This is a genomic window from Acinetobacter sp. ANC 4779, assembly GCF_004331055.1.
Taxonomy (GTDB): domain Bacteria; phylum Pseudomonadota; class Gammaproteobacteria; order Pseudomonadales; family Moraxellaceae; genus Acinetobacter.
The window spans coordinates 27,830-43,707 of record NZ_SJNU01000009.1 but is presented as its reverse complement, the minus strand read 5'-3'; the positions used below and the strand labels follow the sequence as shown (position 1 = coordinate 43,707).

The following is a 15,878-nucleotide window of genomic DNA, read 5'->3' as shown; positions in this document are numbered from 1 at the left end:
TAGAATCAAATTTTGGGGCAAAAGTTGATAGCTATTTCTCAAATTAAGGTATTCGGGCAGACTATGACGCAAGTAGAGAAAAATTGGACCGGCAACATACATTTAGGCACGAAAGTGGATATTGATGTGGTCCTGAAGCAGTTGTGTCATGCATTCAATAGTTCTCCTTACTTCAAACATAACGAGATGGTTATGCGTGTCGTAGATAAACAAATTGAAGCCTATATTGAAATGCAGCCTTTCATGATTGGCAATGTCGCCTTTCAAATTTTACACGGCGGTGTGGCAGCAACGATTCTGGATAGTATTGGTGGCATTGTGGCAATGGGCGAGTTATATAAAAAAGCAGAAGCGAATGACTTGCCGGATACCATTAAAAAGGTGACGCGTTTGGCAACTGTTGATATGCGGGTCGATTACTTGGCCCCAGGCCGTGGAAAGTATTTTATTGCCCGAGCTGAAACCTTACGTTTAGGACGCAAGGGCTGCACCATGCGCATGACTTTGATTAATGATGAAGACAAGCCGATTGCCACTGCAATTGCTTCTTATACTTATTAAGTTCGGTTTAAGCTTGGTAATTTAAACTGCAAAGAAGTGAATTAAATATTCGGCATTGAATGAAAATTCAGTGCCGAAATCATTTTTAAAAACTGATGAGTTATATTTTATTATCGCATCATGATTTTTTGTCATTAAAATATATTATCAATATTAAACAAGAAATGACTTTCTCATCGACACCATCTCATGACATTTATTTGTCTTGTATAGCTGCTCGTTTCAGATCAATCAGAACGACATATATGATGTGTAATGACCAAGTCTGCTGGATTTAGGAATAATCGATGACAGATGCGCAAAATACCCTGCCAGAAACACAGCCAGACAAAGAAGTTTCGGACCCTGCTGCAAAAGCAAAACGCAAGAAAGCCTTAAGCATTGTCGCGGTGATCTTTATCATTGCAGTGATTTTATATGCAATCTGGGCATTATTTTTAAATCATTCAGTCACTACCGATAATGCCTATGTGGGTGCAGAAACCGCTTCGATTACCTCAATGGTAAATGGTCAGGTTGGGCAAGTTCTGGTCAGCGACACGCAGCAGGTTAAACAGGGCGATATCTTGGTTCGGGTGGACAATCGTGATGCAGAAATTGCGGTTGCACAGGCGCAAGCTGAATTGGTGAAAGCAAAACGTCAATACAAGCAGACCCAAGCCAATAGCAGTGCATTAAATTCACAAGTATTTGTCAGTGATGATGGTATTCATAGTGCAGAAGCACAGGTGGCTAAAGCACAGGCTGAATTTAATAAGGCGCAGGATGATTTGGCGCGTCGTAGTAAATTAAGTGCATCAGGTGCAATTTCCAAAGAAGAACTCAGCACTGCACAAAGTGCCGTGAACAATGCTCAAGCCGGTTTGGATTTGGCTAAAGCCGGCTTGGCTCAGGCGCAATCCAGTCAAAAAGCGGCACAAAGCACTTTGGCTGCAAATGAAGCGCTGATTCGTGGCAGTAATGAAACGTCGACTCCGGATGTGCTCATTGCTCAGGCAAAACTGAAACAGGCATTGCTGGATTTAGAACGTACTGAAATTAAAGCGCCGTTTGACGGCGTAATCACCCGCCGTAATATTCAGGTGGGGCAGCGTATAGCTGCAGGCACCGTGTTAATGATGCTGGTACCGATTCATAAACTGTATGTCGATGCCAACTTTAAAGAAAGTCAGTTGGCAAAAGTGCAACCCGGGCAGAAAGCCACGCTAACTTCTGATTTATATGGTGATGATGTTGAGTTTCATGGCACAGTGGTTGGCTTTTCCGGTGGTACAGGTTCAGCATTTGCCTTAATTCCTGCGCAAAATGCGACAGGTAACTGGATTAAAGTGGTTCAGCGTTTACCGGTGCGTATTGCCCTTGATCCTAAAGAACTGGCTGAACATCCATTACGTGTAGGCTTGTCGATGGAAGCGAAAATCAACCTCGCTTCCAAGTAGTCGCTTATGAATAATAGTAATTACGTACCATTTGGCGACCTTAAAGGCGGACGCCTGATCCTTGCTGCCTTTGTGTTGGCTTTGGCCAATTTTATGGTGGTTCTGGACATGACCATTGCCAATGTCTCCGTGCCGCATATCACCGGCAGTCTGGCAGTTTCCAGTTCTCAGGGGACTTGGGTCATTACCTCCTATGCGGTTGCAGAAGCGATTTGTGTTCCGCTGACCGGATGGCTGGCAGGGCGCTTTGGTGCGGTGCGGCTGTTTGTGATCAGTCTGATTGGCTTTACGGTTTTTTCTGTTCTGTGTGGATTATCCACCAGTCTGGAAATGCTGGTCTTTTGCCGAATCGGACAAGGCCTGTTTGGTGGGCCGATCATGCCGCTCAGTCAAACCTTGTTGATGCGTATCTTTCCTCCGGAAAAGCAATCACAAGCCATGGGAATGTGGGCAATGACCACTGTGGTTGGGCCTATTCTTGGTCCGATTTTGGGTGGGATGATTAGTGATAATCTGTCCTGGCACTGGATTTTCTTTATTAACATTCCAGTTGGAATTTTCTGTGCGATTGCTGCGTTGCGCTTGTTAAAACCTGCGGAAACATTAATTTCAAAAATCAGAATTGATACCATTGGACTGTTTTTACTGATTTTATGGATTGGCGCATTACAGTTGATGCTCGATCTTGGACATGAAAATGACTGGTTTAACAGTACCTTTATTTGTGTCTTGGCCGTGATTACCGTATTTGGATTAATTCTGTTTATTATCTGGGAAATGACTGATCAGCATCCCGTCGTCAATATCCAGATTTTTAGATATCGCGGCTTTACCTTCTCGGTGTTGTCTTTAGCCTTTGCCTTTGGGGCATTCTTCTCCAGTATTGTACTGATTCCGCAATGGGTGCAAATCAATTTGGGTTATACCGCCACTTGGGCCGGTTATCTTACTGCGACCATGGGCTTTGGTAGTTTGCTCATGTCACCGATTGTGGCAAAAATGGCGACCAAATATGACCAACGGATTTTAGCCAGTTTTGGTTTGAGCCTTCTGGCGGTAGTGACCTTGATGCGTGCTTTCTGGACGACGGATGCCGATTTTATGGCATTGGCCTGGCCACAAATTCTGCAAGGCTTTGCTGTGCCATTTTTCTTTATTCCTTTGTCCAATATGGCACTGGCTTCGGTACAGCCACATGAAATGGCATCTGCTGCCGGCTTAATGAATTTCTTGCGTACCATGGCGGGGGCAATCGGTGCTTCCATCGCCGTTACGCTTTGGGATGACCATGCCAAAGTTGCACGTAGTGAAATGGTTTCCAACTTACATGTGGATGAAGTACAAAATACCCTAATGCAAACGGGAGTAAGTTCACAAGGGGCACTGGGCTATATATCAAGTCTGGTCGATAAGGAAGCTTTAACTTTATCAGCCAACCATGTATTTTTGATTTTATCGATGGTTTTTGTTTTTGCGGCTTTAATTGTCTGGCTCGTACCAAGACCCAAATTAGGTATGGGGGGCGGTGGTCACGCACATTAATGCTCCTCACCTAAGCCATAAAAAAACCGCTGAATTTAGTGGTTTTTTTATGGCAAAGAATATTGCAGCTCACCTTATATATCTGATTGTGTTCGTCTTAAAGCGGTTTGCCACTGAGCTAAACGGCTTTGGCGTTGATCTGTATTCATATTCGGTTCGAAGGCACGATCCAGTTGCCATGATTGTGAAATTTCTGACAGATTGGAAAATACACCGGCTTTTAAACCTGCCATCGCCGCTGCACCCCATGCAGTCGATTCCAGCATTTTAGGACGCAGGACCGGAACATTTAAAATATCCGCCTGGAATTGCATCAGCATATCATTGCGACTGGCACCCCCATCTACGCGTAATTCTTTTAAAGGATGGCTAATGTCTGCCTGCATAGCCATCAGCACATCGGACACCTGAAAAGCAATCGATTCCAATGCTGCACGTGCGATATGACCTTTATTGGTTCCGCGAGACATGCCGCAAAGCAGGGCACGCGCATCACTGTCCCAATGTGGCGCGCCAAGTCCGGTAAAGGCAGGCACCAGAACAACGCCGTCAGTATCTTTCACTTGGCAAGCCAGTGCTTCAACTTCGCTGCTGTTTTGAATAATGCCCAAACCATCACGTAGCCATTGCACAATGGCGCCTGCCATAAACACGCTGCCTTCCAGTGCATAGCTGGTTTGACTTTGGCATTGCCAGGCAAGTGTGCTGAGTAATTTATTTTGGCTAAATTGAACTTGATGACCAGTATTAAAGAGCATGAAGCAACCGGTTCCGTAGGTATTTTTTGCCATACCTACATCAAAACAGGATTGACCAAAAAGCGCAGACTGCTGATCGCCTAAAATTCCTGTAATCGGGATGTTGGCACCCAGTAAACCGGTGGCAGTATCAGCAATATAGCTATCGGATGAAATAATTTTGGGTAAAACTGAATGGGGAATATTAAATAGCTCAAGCAGTTCTTCATCCCACGATTGAGTTTGCAGGTTCATCAACATGGTACGTGAAGCATTACTGGCTTCAATCACATGTTCGGCACCTTGGGTCAAGTTCCACATGAGCCAGCTATCGACTGTACCAAAAGCCACATGGCCTTGTTGGGCAAGTTCACGTAAGCCAACTACATTTTCCAGTAACCATACCAGTTTCCCTGCACTGAAATAGGGATCTATACGTAAACCGGTTTTATGCTGAATTTTATCGAGTAAATTTTGTTGTGTGAGCTGGTTACACCATTCGGTTGCGCGGCGATCTTGCCAAATAACGGCAGGTGCGAGTGGCTTGCTATTTCTTTTATCCCAAACAACCGTGGTTTCACGTTGGTTGGTCAGCCCAATCGCTTTAATGTCTTTTGCAAGAATATGAGCAGAGGCCAGCGCTTGTTGCACCACAGCAATTTGCGTGGTCCAGATTTCTTGCGCATCTTGTTCAACCCAACCCGAATGTGGCGTCTTGATATGGATCTCGCGTTGAGCGATTGCCTGCACTTGCCCATGTTCGTTAAAAATAATCGCACGACTAGATGTCGTCCCCTGATCGAGTGCAAGTAAATAGCTCATAATTTTTTCTTTTAATCGGCTTGAAAAGTAAAATATTAGCGCAATAATGTAATTAAGCGCATCAAGTTATGTAAATGTTTAGAAAAGAGGTCGTAATTTTTGACATTTATGCTATGATCTCTTTGTACTTTGGGGGTGTTTCTGGCTTCGACGCTGGTGATGAAACTCATAGATGCATGCCGAGAGCGCATTTTCTCTCGTTAATCAAATTTGCATTTTTTAGTCGCAAACGACGAATCATACGCTCTAGCTGCCTAAGGGCAGCTTGTCCAACTCTCCGAATACTTGTGGTTAGAGAGTTCGACTGAAGCGCACGCACACAAGGCCGTATAAAGTCAAGCCTCGGGGCTTTGTACTAAACTAAGAGGATCGCGATTTGTACCCTGTTCGTCGGGTCACAAAGAGTTAAAACAATAGACGATATCTAAGCATGTAGTATTCTCGAGCGTAATGCTGGCGGACGCGGGTTCAACTCCCGCCACCTCCACCAAATACCCTCCTAAACATGGCAAAGTATGCCAAGTTTAGGAACTGAAAGGCTTAATCCTAAAGGGGTTAAGCCTTTTTTTATGCCTAATTATTACCAAACATAAAAGCATATAGTATTGCTTTCTATGTATCCCCATATGTATTCTTTGATAAGTATTGAATTCAAGGGATACACGGTTAAATGAAAAGATCAGAAATAAAACGCCGTCCGTTGTCTGATACTGTAATTGCCAATCTTGAAGCAGAACTAAAAGAATATCGTGAGCTTGATGGCAATGGTCTGTATATTAAAGTAAAACTAGATGGTAATAAGTCATGGCTATTCAGATAGGCTTTGTTGCATAACGATTTTAAAGATAAATCTACCCCACGTTACTCAAATTTAAGATACAACTTGGGTATGAGGTCTACCTAATTCTGTAAATTTGTTGAGTACGGCTATACGAGCATGCACCTCCTTCACCGGACTTTTAAAATTTCTTGCATTTATTTTGCCGCCTAATAATTTAATGCAGTGCATCTTGGTTTCAACCAAACTCCGTCGATGGTACCCCGACCATTTTTCCAAATCGTTCTCCCTAAATATTTCACGATTTTAAGCAATTCATTTCTTTCAATTGAGCCTATTTTTGAGCCTTTCCAAGGCTTAGCATTCTTTCTAGGTGGAATAACTGCATACGCTTGACGATCTGAAATGGCTTGACGGCATTGCTTGGTATCATAAGCTCCATCTGTATATCAAGAATCAATTCGCTCATCTTCTGAAATCTGAGCAAGTAAATCATTCAATACCTGAGAATCACTCACATTATTTGTAGTGACCTGAACAGTACGTATTTGTAGGGTTTCAGCACATATACCAATATGTAGTTTACGCCATTGGCGACGGTACTCAGGCTGATGTTTTTTATGTTTCCATTCACCTTTACCTAAGAATTTCAAACCAGTAGAGTCTACGATGAGCAGTGTACTGAGCAAGGAAGACCATCACTGTTTTTTTGATAGCAAATCGAAATATCAATATGCCTTTGTCTTCTACAGATGGTGGAGTACGAATAGCACTGATAGTCGGGGCTGTCCAATCCAAGCCACAAAGTTTAATGAGGCTTTGCACAAAACCTGTGACCATACGCAAAGAAAGTCGAAATAGAGATTTAATCATTAGGCAGCATTGGATGGCTGTATCTGAGTAGGTTGGATTTCGTCCTTGTTTGCCTTTTGGCTGAGCATACTATTGGGTCGTATGATCAAACCAAATCGTGATATTTCCTCGATTGATTAAGGCTTGGTTGTAAGAAGACCAATTAAGGGTACGAAAAATTTTAGATACTGCCTTATTCATCTGAGAATTATATTGCTGAATAAGCCCTTAACGGTAGATTTATGCAACAAAGGCTTTCAGAGTTAAGACACAAGTATTAAATAATATATGCAAGATTGAACTCTAGATCCCTGCTTGTTTGCTGCGATTTAAAAACACCACAATAACGGCTATACAGGTCAATACACTTGCAAAAACCAGATTCAGCCAAAGTCCAATACCGTCATAAATTAGCCCACCTGCAAAAGCGCCTAATCCGATTGAAAGGTTAAATACAGCAACATTAAAGGCAGCAGCTAATTCAAGCTGTGTAGGCGCTGAACGAATCATCCATGTCATTAATGAAACCGAAACGCCCCCATACGCAAATCCCCAAATTAAGAACAAGACAATATTTAAAAATAGAAAATCACCAAAAAATACGAATAACAGCAAAGTTGCACTTAATAAAAAAGCGATGCTAAATATCGTTTGCCATAAAAATTTTTGAATCGTAAAACCTAAAACAAAATTACCTAAAATTCCAAAAACACCATAAATTAACAATAAAGCACCAATGGATGCATCAGAGAATTGTGCGATTTCTTGTAATACAGGTCGAACAAAAGTATAGGCAGAAAAATGACCTGTCACGATCAACAAGGTCAAACATAATCCAATAATAATATTCGGTTTTTTAAGGACTGATAAACTGCTTCGCCACGTACTTACTTTTTTAATGGGTAAAGAAGGCAATGACCAAAAGAGCATGACAAATACAATAGCAACCAAGATGGCGACACAGATAAAGGCTATCCGCCAGCCAAATAAATCACCGAGATATACACCTGCGGGTATGCCCAATACAGATGCAGCAGCAATACCGCTAAAAATAATGGAAGTGGCGATTCCGACTTGCGCTGGAGGCATTAAACGAACAGCGAGAGTGCCTGCTAAAGCCCAAATACCCCCCATAGAAATCCCGAATAATACCCTCGCCAGTAATAACCAATGGAATGCGTCAGTCATGGCTGAAACAAGTGTTGAAATAAACAATAACAGCATAAAAAAAAGGAGTAATTGACGACGATTAATACGGTTAAAAACTAAGACAACACACGGGGCAATAATGGCAGCGACTAAAGAGGGTGTGGAAATAATGAGGCTGGTATGACCTAATGGCTGCTGCATACTTTCTGCGATAGGCGTCAACAATCCAATAGGAAGCATTTCCGCACTCACTACAGAAAAAACAGCTAAAGCGACAGCGATCACTGCCAGCCATGCTTTTAAGTTGCTTTGATATGTTTTTTCAATGGATGTTTTAAAACTCATTTGGCACTTCAAATATTTTACTGTGCCGTAATATACTTAAATAGAGAGGGTTGATAAACGCTATTTGCATTATAGGAGCATAAAACTAGTCAAAGCCTTCATTACAGTAGTGAATGATCAGATCATGAGATTTTAAAAGAATGAGTTTTTAAAGACTTAAGATTTTATTAAATTAGCTTATGTTTACTTAAAGCTTACTTCATCATTGTAATGATGAATAAGGAGTAATAAATTTAATAAGTTATCTTTTATTAAATTGAAATTTCGTTTTAATCAGTGCATCAACCTACATAATTATTCTAATTTCAGAAAGTTAACTTCGGATCATTACGATGATGGTTTTTTATTTTTATAGCGATACTCACTGGGTGAGGTTTGAAACCAACGCTTAAAGGCGCGCCTAAAGTTGGAACTATCGTGATAATTGAGTAGCGTTGCAATAGCATCGACCGACAAATTGCTTTCAAGTAAATAACTGCTGGCTTGTTGAGAAAGAATTGAATCCCGAATTTCTCGAAAACTCGTACCATCCACCGCAAGTTTACGTGCCAAGGTACGTTTACTCATAAATAAGGATGCCGCGATGTGTTCTTCGTTCAGTTCACCTAAGGAACTGGACAGCATCATTTTCTGAATATGATAAACATAGCTGTGTTTGCCGGGTTGCAATTGTTGCAGCATGCTTTCACATTGGCGCATTGCCAACAGATAACTATCTTGATGGGCAGATGCATTGAGAATGTTGCATAAACTTAAAGGAAACTCGACTTTTATTTCAGGTGCGGAGAAAAAATAGCGCCCCGATAAATAGTTCGCATATGTTTGGCCGTAGTCGGGTTCTGGATGGGCAAAACAGATTTTTGCTTCATCTAGTGGGCGTCCTACAATAAATTCAGCACATTCATATAAAATCACCGCACAGGTTTCAGAAAGTATCCGATGTACCTGTGCAGAGAGCGGAATATCAAAATGTAGCGACATATTCACAGAAGACTCTGAATATTCAAGGCTTAAACGCGCAAAACTGATGCGCGTAGGAATAAATTCCTTAAAGGCTTTTAAAGCCATCAATAGGTTTGGACTACTGTTGACCAGAAAACCCATTGCACCATGGGTGGTTGGCGTAAGGCGTTTTCCAAGCCGTAAGCCAAAATCAGCATGTTCAGATAAAGCTACGCTATTTTGTAAAATCTGTACCAATTGTCTGGCGGTCAGTAAAGTTTCATCCCGCATCAACTGTTCAATATTAAGCTGGGTAAATTGCAGTAATTGCGGCAGTTCACGAATATTCAGTGCTAATTCTCGTCCAATCATTCGCGCATAATTGGAGGGAATATTGGCAATATCTACATTTTCATCCATCAATGCATTGTTTTTTATATCGTACACGTTGACATCCCGTCATTGCGAATTAACCAACTAAACTTTTTAGTCGATATTTTATGTGTCTTTTAATGACCTTATCTTGTCAAAAAATGACCTCCATGTACTGCCTTTATAGCATTAGATTGTATTGATCCAAATAAAAACCGATGAATAGCAAGCCAATAACCCTGTGCAGGAGAACATAAATGGGAACAATTACCTTTGTTGAGCATGATGGAACAGAGCATTCAGCCGATTTAGAAGCGGGCAAGTCATTGATGCAGATTGCGCTTGATCATGGCATTCCAAGTATTGATGCCGATTGTGGCGGTGAGTGCGCCTGTGGCACCTGTCATGTGATTTTAGATGCGCAATGGATTGTGCAAGTGGGCACGGCTTCAGCCAGTGAGCTGCGAATGCTCGATCTGACTCCAGAAAAAACCCCCACATCCCGTTTGGCCTGTCAGGTACATGTCTCTGAAGATATGAATGGCATGCGTGTAAACCTCCCTGAATATCAGCTGTAACAGCTGATAGCTCTATTAGTCCACCTCAAGATCAAAATAAAAACAGGCAATAACAACATGATTCAGTTTGAAACAGTGCTCAATAAAGTTAAAAATGAAGCATCCAATCGACTATCGCCATTGATTCCGATGGATATGCAAGTCAAAGGCGTACATCTGTTTAAACGGACCAAACGTTTTATTACACAAAAGGAATACTTCCCCGAGTTTGTTGAAAAACCGATCCCCGATGTTTCAACAGTAGATATCCAGGATATTGATTTAAGTAATCCGTTTTTATTTAGACAGCATCAGTGGAATGCCTATTCGAAAAGGCTGCGTGATGAATGCCCTGTGCATTATCAAGCCAACAGCCCATTTGGTCCATTTTGGTCCGTTACCCGTTATAAAGACATAGTATTTGTGGATAAAAACCACGAGCTGTTTTCAGCAGAACCGCTGATTTTAATTGGCACGGCACCAATCGATGTAGAGACCTTTATTGCGATGGATCCACCAAAACATGATGAACGCCGTAAAGCAGTTCAGGATGTTGTAGCGCCAAAAAACTTAAAAGAGATGGAATCTTTGATCCGTGAGCGAACCTCAGAAGTTCTCGATAGTTTACCGCTTGGACAGCCATTTGATTGGGTAGAAAACGTTTCAATTGAATTGACTGCGCGGATGCTTGCGACCTTACTGGATTTCCCATACGAAGACCGTTTAAAACTCGTGTATTGGTCAGACCTGTTTTCATCTTCGCCACAAAGTACCGGCGGTGCTATGGATTTAGATGAGTCCTTTGTGGGCGTGGCAGACATGGCTAAACATTTTGTTGCCTTGTGGCATGACAAAGCGGCACGTTTAGCCGCGGGAGAAACCCCAGGTTTTGACCTGATTACTTTAATGCAAAGCAGTGATGCCACACGTGATCTGATCAAGCGTCCGATGGAGTATCTGGGTAATTTAGCCTTGTTGATTGTAGGGGGGAACGATACGACGCGGAACTCCATGACAGGTGGTGTGCTTGCGCTGCATCAATTCCCGGAGCAGTTTGCCAAATTAAAAGCCAACCCAGGCCTGATTCCCAATATGGTCTCAGAAATCATTCGTTGGCAAACGCCATTGGCGTATATGCGTCGTGTAGCCACACAGGATGTGATGTTAAATGGCCAATTTATTCGTAAAGGCGATAAAGTGGTGATGTGGTATGCCTCGGGTAACCTCGATGAACGTGCGCTTGACCGTCCTGAGCAATTTATAATTGATCGTAAAGATGCCCGTAATCATTTGTCGTTCGGCTTTGGCGTACATCGCTGTATGGGTAACCGTTTAGCTGAAATGCAGCTGCGCATTTTGTGGGAAGAAATTTTAAATCGTTTTGACCGTTGGGAAGTCGTAGATGTACCTGAAATTGTGCAGTCCAACTTTGTCCGTGGCTATTCAAAATTGATGGTCAAACTCACTGCAAAAACTGAACAATAAACCTGATCCATGATTGAAAAAGAGGGCAAGTGATGCAGAAACTGAAAGCGGTCATCATTGGTGCAAGTCATGCTGCGGCACAGTTAAGTGTCAGTCTGCGTCAAGAAGGTTGGCAAGGGGATATCCTCATGATCGGGGATGAACCATATTTACCCTATCATCGACCACCCTTATCCAAGACTTTTTTATCTGGTGATAAAAACATTCAGGATCTGCTGATCCGCTCAGCTACATTTTATCAAAAACAGCACATTGATTTTTTACACGGTCATGTGGTTTCAATTGACCGGGAGCAGAAAATGTTAAAGCTGGCTGATGGTTCACAGATGTCCTATGACAAATTAGCGATCTGTACAGGTGCGCGGGTCAGAAAACTTGACATTGAGGGTAGTGAACTCAAAGGGGTTTACTATGTGCGAAACGCAGCCGATATTGCAGCCATACAGCAGCATATTCAAAGCGCCAAACATGCGGTGATGATCGGCGGCGGTTATATTGGTTTAGAAACCGCAGCATCCTTAAGAAAAAAGGGGATTCAGGTTTCGCTTTTAGAGACTGCTCCAAGAATTTTACAGCGTGTGACGGCCCCTGAACTTTCTGAATTTTATACCCGGCTACATCAAGCGCAAGGTGTGAAAATTTATAATCATATTACGCTAGAATGTATTGTTGGCAGGGCACAGGTGGAAGGTGTTTTATGTGCTGATGACAAAATGATTGCGGCCGATCTGGTGGTTGTTGGTATTGGCGTGCAACCCAATATCGAAGTGGCAGAAGCAGCAGGGATTGAAGTTGATAATGGCATTATCATTGATGCCTATGGCCGAACCAACGATCCTGATATTGTGGCAGCAGGGGATTGTACTAGTCATTTTAATTCCCGGTATCAGTGCCAGCTTCGTTTGGAATCTGTGCCCAATGCCAATGAACAAGCCAAAGTGGCGGCAGCTACTTTATGTGGAAAGTCCAAACCGTATAACGTTTTACCTTGGTTTTGGTCAGATCAATATGACATCAAACTGCAGATTGCTGGCTTAAATCATGGCTACGATCAGTTGGTGATCCGTGGGGATCTTCAGAACAGCAATAGTTTCGCAGTCTTCTATTTTAAAAATAAACAATTGATCGCTGCAGATTGCATTAATCGGCCCTTAGAATTTATGATCAGTAAAAAAATTATCCATGACAATATCCAGATTGATCCTGATCATTTTGCCGATGAATCGATTGATCTCAAGCAGCTGACACAATAAAATCATAGGAAGGGATATAGAGACAGACCAACTTTATTATCTCGTTTGCAGACAAGACTACTGATCGGGGGCCATAGCGCATAGCAATGGCCCAAAATAAAAATGTAGTTTCATGATTAATGCATTAAATTATTTTATATTTTTAACTGTCCTAAACCCAACATGACTGATCGCCAGAGTATATTCTTGCGGTTGTCTTGAGGTTGCTCGATATCGGGCACAATAGTTTGAAGCACATAAATAAGAGCCACCTTTAATGGTATAGGCTGAATATTGTGATTCAGAACGAGAAGCAAGTTGAGCTTGCGTACCGAGATGGTCATCATCATGTGAGCCAATAAAAGGGGTCCGGGTTAACTCCCAAACATTCCCAATCATGTCAAATAGACCAAACCCATTGGCTTTAAAACAACCGACAGGTGCGACATCTGAAAACCCGTCTTTATTTTCATTTTGATAGGGAAACTCACCTTGCCAAACATTGGCATCAATATGCTGAGTATGAGCAGATACATCACGTTCATGACTAAAGGCCTTAGCCGCATATTCCCATTGTTCTTCGGTCGGTAATTCAGTTCCCCGCCATTCCGCATATTTTAATGCGTCCTTCAGCGTCACGTATCGAACTGGTTCATTGGGAAGGACTTGACGGGATGATTGAATTCCCCAAGGATGTTTCCAATTAACATTCTTTTCTAACTTCCACCATTTCAGCTCAGCTACTTTCTGTGCAGGTTGAATAAATACCGCTGCTTCATTTTGCATTTCAGCTTCGGTTTCATAGCCTGTAGCATCGACAAAGGATTGAAACTGAGCATTGGTTACTTCTGTTGCATCGATATAAAAATCAGTCACTTGTCTTGTACTATGAATGAGCGATTTTTCTTCTGGATAAGCATCATTGTTGCCAATGCTATAGCTTCCACCTTGAATAGAAACCATGCCTGCCAGCGGGTCTTGCGACCAATTTACTGGCAATCCAGGATAACTTTTACAGCTTTGCAGCGTGCCAAGGTCAGGTAAATCTTGCTGATTTTTAGTTTGTGGTTGATTGCTTGTAGAACATCCTTGTAACACAATAGCCATCAATACAGCTAAAATTGTAGACTGATAAATCACGTTAACATCCTTGTTATATGTGAGTTTAAATTACGGATTCGATAGGTTTTTAATTTCTTCCGGTCCTATACAGGTGCCATAGAAGCAATTCATTTGCCCATAACGATATCTTACCGGTGCTGAAATTATACCAACACGTTGCGCATACGCATCCCAATCCTTAACTAGCTCATTTAATTTTTCAGGATGTTGTGCTGCGATGTTGTTTTTCAAGGTTGGATCACTTTGGCGATTATACAGTTCCCATTGGCCAATGCCATAAGGTTGGTCTTCGAAACGAACAGTCCAATCGCCTTTGTATAACGATTTTTTGTTATTAAACTCCCAGCCAACCGCTCGTTCAGGAATAGTTTTTCCCTTAAATACAGAAGTAAAGGATTGTCCTTGCATTGGAATAAGTTTCTGGTCTTTATAGGTCGTCGGACGAGTCGATTGGGTGAGTTCAAGAACCGTCGGAACAAAGTCAGATACATGAAGCAGATTCTTTTGAATAGAATTGGCTTTAACCAGTTTTGGGTAGCGAATAATGGCAGGAACATGAATACCTCCATCGGCTAGAAAACTTTTAAAATAAGGTAAGGGTGTCGATGCAACTTGAGCCCACTGTGGACCTAAAGTGACATAAGAACCTTTTTTCCCCATATGCGCTAAACTATTATCAAAATTTTGGTTGACCCAGTCGGCAATGCCACTTTTATCTTCAGTCGTGCCGAGCGATTCAGGGCTTGCAGATTCAGCGCCATTATCAGACATAAACAAAACCATAGTATTATCTAAGTCTTTGGTCGACTGTAAGTAATTTAAAACACGACCAATATTGTGATCTAAGTTATCAATCATTGCAGCATAGACTTGCATAGTTTTGACTTGTTCGGCTTTTTGCTTGGCATCTAATTGATTCCAATTCTTAAATACACCTTGCAGTGGATCATTAATTTTGGCATTAGCAGGAATCACACCCAGTTTAATTAGCTTTTTAAAGCGGGCTTCTCGAGTTTTGTCATAACCGTCTTGATAAGCCTTTGAGTATTTTTTTAAGTATTGGTCAGGTGCTTGTAAAGGCCAGTGTGGCGCGGTATAGGCAAGATAAGCAAAAAAAGGTTGATTTTTTTCTCGGTTATTTTTCAGATAAGACAGCATTTTATCGGTGTAATAATCAGATGAATAAAAATTTTCGGGTAAGGATGCTTCCTGCCCATTGTTTAAATAGCGTGCTTTATAGTTACCAGGAAACATAGGGCTGGTATCGAAATGAGCAGCACCACCAGGCAACAAAACAAAGGAATTGGCAAACCCACGTGCACTTGGAATACTTTCTGGCGTTCCGCCTAAGTGCCATTTTCCTGTCATGAAAGTTGCATAGCCGTTTTGTTTTAAAACTTCCGCAATGGTGATGACTTTGTCATTTAAGCGGCCTTCATAACCCGGTTTTCCTTTTTGCTCCGGTTGTAAAAACTCGCTCATTGAGCCAATACCTGCTTGGTGATTATCATTGCCGGTGAGCAACATCGAGCGTGTTACAGAACAGGTGGGGCCTGCATAAAAGTTGGAAAGTACGGCCCCTTGCTTGGCCAGCTTTTTAATATTGGGCGTATGTATTTCGCCACCAAAGGGTTCTGTATCTGAAAAGCCTAAATCATCAGCAACTATCAATAAGATATTCGGTTGTTTTACCGGGTCGGCAAAAGTAGCTTGATTGAGCAGTAAAGCTGGCATAACACATACCAATGCTATTTTTTTAAAATTCATAAGAGTTCCTTTATTATGAATAGGTGAGTTAAATTAATTTAAGCATGAACACAACGACGTTGTACTTCTAAAGTCGAAGCATTGCTTTGATCCCGTGCCAGCACGATATTAAACGGGATATGTTTAAAAGCGTGCTGTTAGCCACGACGAAGAATTTAGCTTTATCAGTTACATCT

General features: G+C 41.9%; 11 protein-coding genes, 1 other RNA gene and 2 pseudogenes. 8 read left to right on the top strand and 6 right to left on the bottom strand.

What is annotated here, in order from left to right; genetic code table 11:
• Nucleotides 1-63: 63 nt before the first annotated feature.
• The 3 genes from E0H80_RS11205 to E0H80_RS11195 all read left to right on the top strand — a co-directional run bounded on the left by E0H80_RS11205 (nt 64) and on the right by E0H80_RS11195 (nt 3,542).
• On the top strand, nt 64-561 hold the full coding sequence (locus E0H80_RS11205; protein ID WP_131366033.1) for a thioesterase family protein: 498 nt from the start codon (nt 64-66) through the stop codon (nt 559-561).
• A 287-nt stretch (nt 562-848) separates the two neighbouring features.
• Nucleotides 849-2,000 (top strand): HlyD family efflux transporter periplasmic adaptor subunit, encoded by a 1,152-nt coding sequence (locus tag E0H80_RS11200; RefSeq protein WP_131365843.1) that lies wholly within the window; start codon nt 849-851, stop codon nt 1,998-2,000.
• Between the two features lie 6 nt (nt 2,001-2,006).
• Entirely contained in the window at nt 2,007-3,542 is a 1,536-nt protein-coding gene (locus E0H80_RS11195; protein WP_131365841.1) for a DHA2 family efflux MFS transporter permease subunit, read from the top strand.
• Nucleotides 3,543-3,616: 74 nt separating this feature from the next.
• Here E0H80_RS11195 and glpK read toward each other — a convergent pair whose 3' ends face one another.
• Complete coding sequence (glpK, locus tag E0H80_RS11190; RefSeq protein ID WP_131365839.1) at nt 3,617-5,101, bottom strand: glycerol kinase GlpK; 1,485 nt, start codon at nt 5,099-5,101, stop codon at nt 3,617-3,619.
• A gap of 131 nt (nt 5,102-5,232) precedes the next feature.
• On the opposite strand from glpK, the gene ssrA reads away from it, so the two are divergent.
• Both ssrA and E0H80_RS11180 read left to right on the top strand, forming a co-directional pair.
• Nucleotides 5,233-5,591, top strand: a transfer-messenger RNA (tmRNA) gene (ssrA, locus tag E0H80_RS11185).
• A 180-nt stretch (nt 5,592-5,771) separates the two neighbouring features.
• Nucleotides 5,772-5,918: pseudogene (locus tag E0H80_RS11180) on the top strand (Arm DNA-binding domain-containing protein); the annotation flags it as partial.
• Between the two features lie 54 nt (nt 5,919-5,972).
• Here the strand turns inward: E0H80_RS11180 and E0H80_RS11175 are convergent.
• The 3 genes and pseudogenes from E0H80_RS11175 to E0H80_RS11165 form a co-directional block, all read right to left on the bottom strand.
• Nucleotides 5,973-6,932: pseudogene (locus E0H80_RS11175) on the bottom strand (IS5 family transposase).
• A gap of 102 nt (nt 6,933-7,034) precedes the next feature.
• Nucleotides 7,035-8,225, bottom strand: a complete 1,191-nt coding sequence (locus E0H80_RS11170) for an MFS transporter (protein ID WP_131365833.1) — start codon at nt 8,223-8,225, stop codon at nt 7,035-7,037.
• Between the two features lie 327 nt (nt 8,226-8,552).
• The gene (locus E0H80_RS11165; RefSeq protein WP_228259991.1) at nt 8,553-9,614 is read right to left on the bottom strand and encodes an AraC family transcriptional regulator; all 1,062 of its coding nucleotides are present in this window, start codon (nt 9,612-9,614) and stop codon (nt 8,553-8,555) included.
• 182 nt (nt 9,615-9,796) lie between these two features.
• Between E0H80_RS11165 and E0H80_RS11160 the strand changes: the two genes are divergently transcribed.
• From E0H80_RS11160 to E0H80_RS11150, 3 genes are read left to right on the top strand one after another with little or no spacing between them, the layout of a single operon-like run.
• Complete coding sequence (locus tag E0H80_RS11160) at nt 9,797-10,117, top strand: 2Fe-2S iron-sulfur cluster-binding protein (protein ID WP_131365831.1); 321 nt, start codon at nt 9,797-9,799, stop codon at nt 10,115-10,117.
• 57 nt (nt 10,118-10,174) lie between these two features.
• Nucleotides 10,175-11,581, top strand: coding sequence for a cytochrome P450 (locus E0H80_RS11155; RefSeq protein ID WP_131365829.1), 1,407 nt, complete (start codon nt 10,175-10,177; stop codon nt 11,579-11,581).
• A 32-nt stretch (nt 11,582-11,613) separates the two neighbouring features.
• Nucleotides 11,614-12,834, top strand: coding sequence for an NAD(P)/FAD-dependent oxidoreductase (locus E0H80_RS11150; RefSeq protein WP_131365827.1), 1,221 nt, complete (start codon nt 11,614-11,616; stop codon nt 12,832-12,834).
• Nucleotides 12,835-12,963: 129 nt separating this feature from the next.
• Here the strand turns inward: E0H80_RS11150 and E0H80_RS11145 are convergent, their stop codons facing one another.
• Nucleotides 12,964-13,920: an SUMF1/EgtB/PvdO family nonheme iron enzyme gene (locus tag E0H80_RS11145; protein ID WP_131366029.1), complete on the bottom strand. Its 957-nt coding sequence runs from the start codon at nt 13,918-13,920 to the stop codon at nt 12,964-12,966.
• Between the two features lie 63 nt (nt 13,921-13,983).
• On the bottom strand, nt 13,984-15,669 hold the full coding sequence (locus tag E0H80_RS11140; protein WP_323052968.1) for an arylsulfatase: 1,686 nt from the start codon (nt 15,667-15,669) through the stop codon (nt 13,984-13,986).
• Nucleotides 15,670-15,878: the final 209 nt, after the last annotated feature.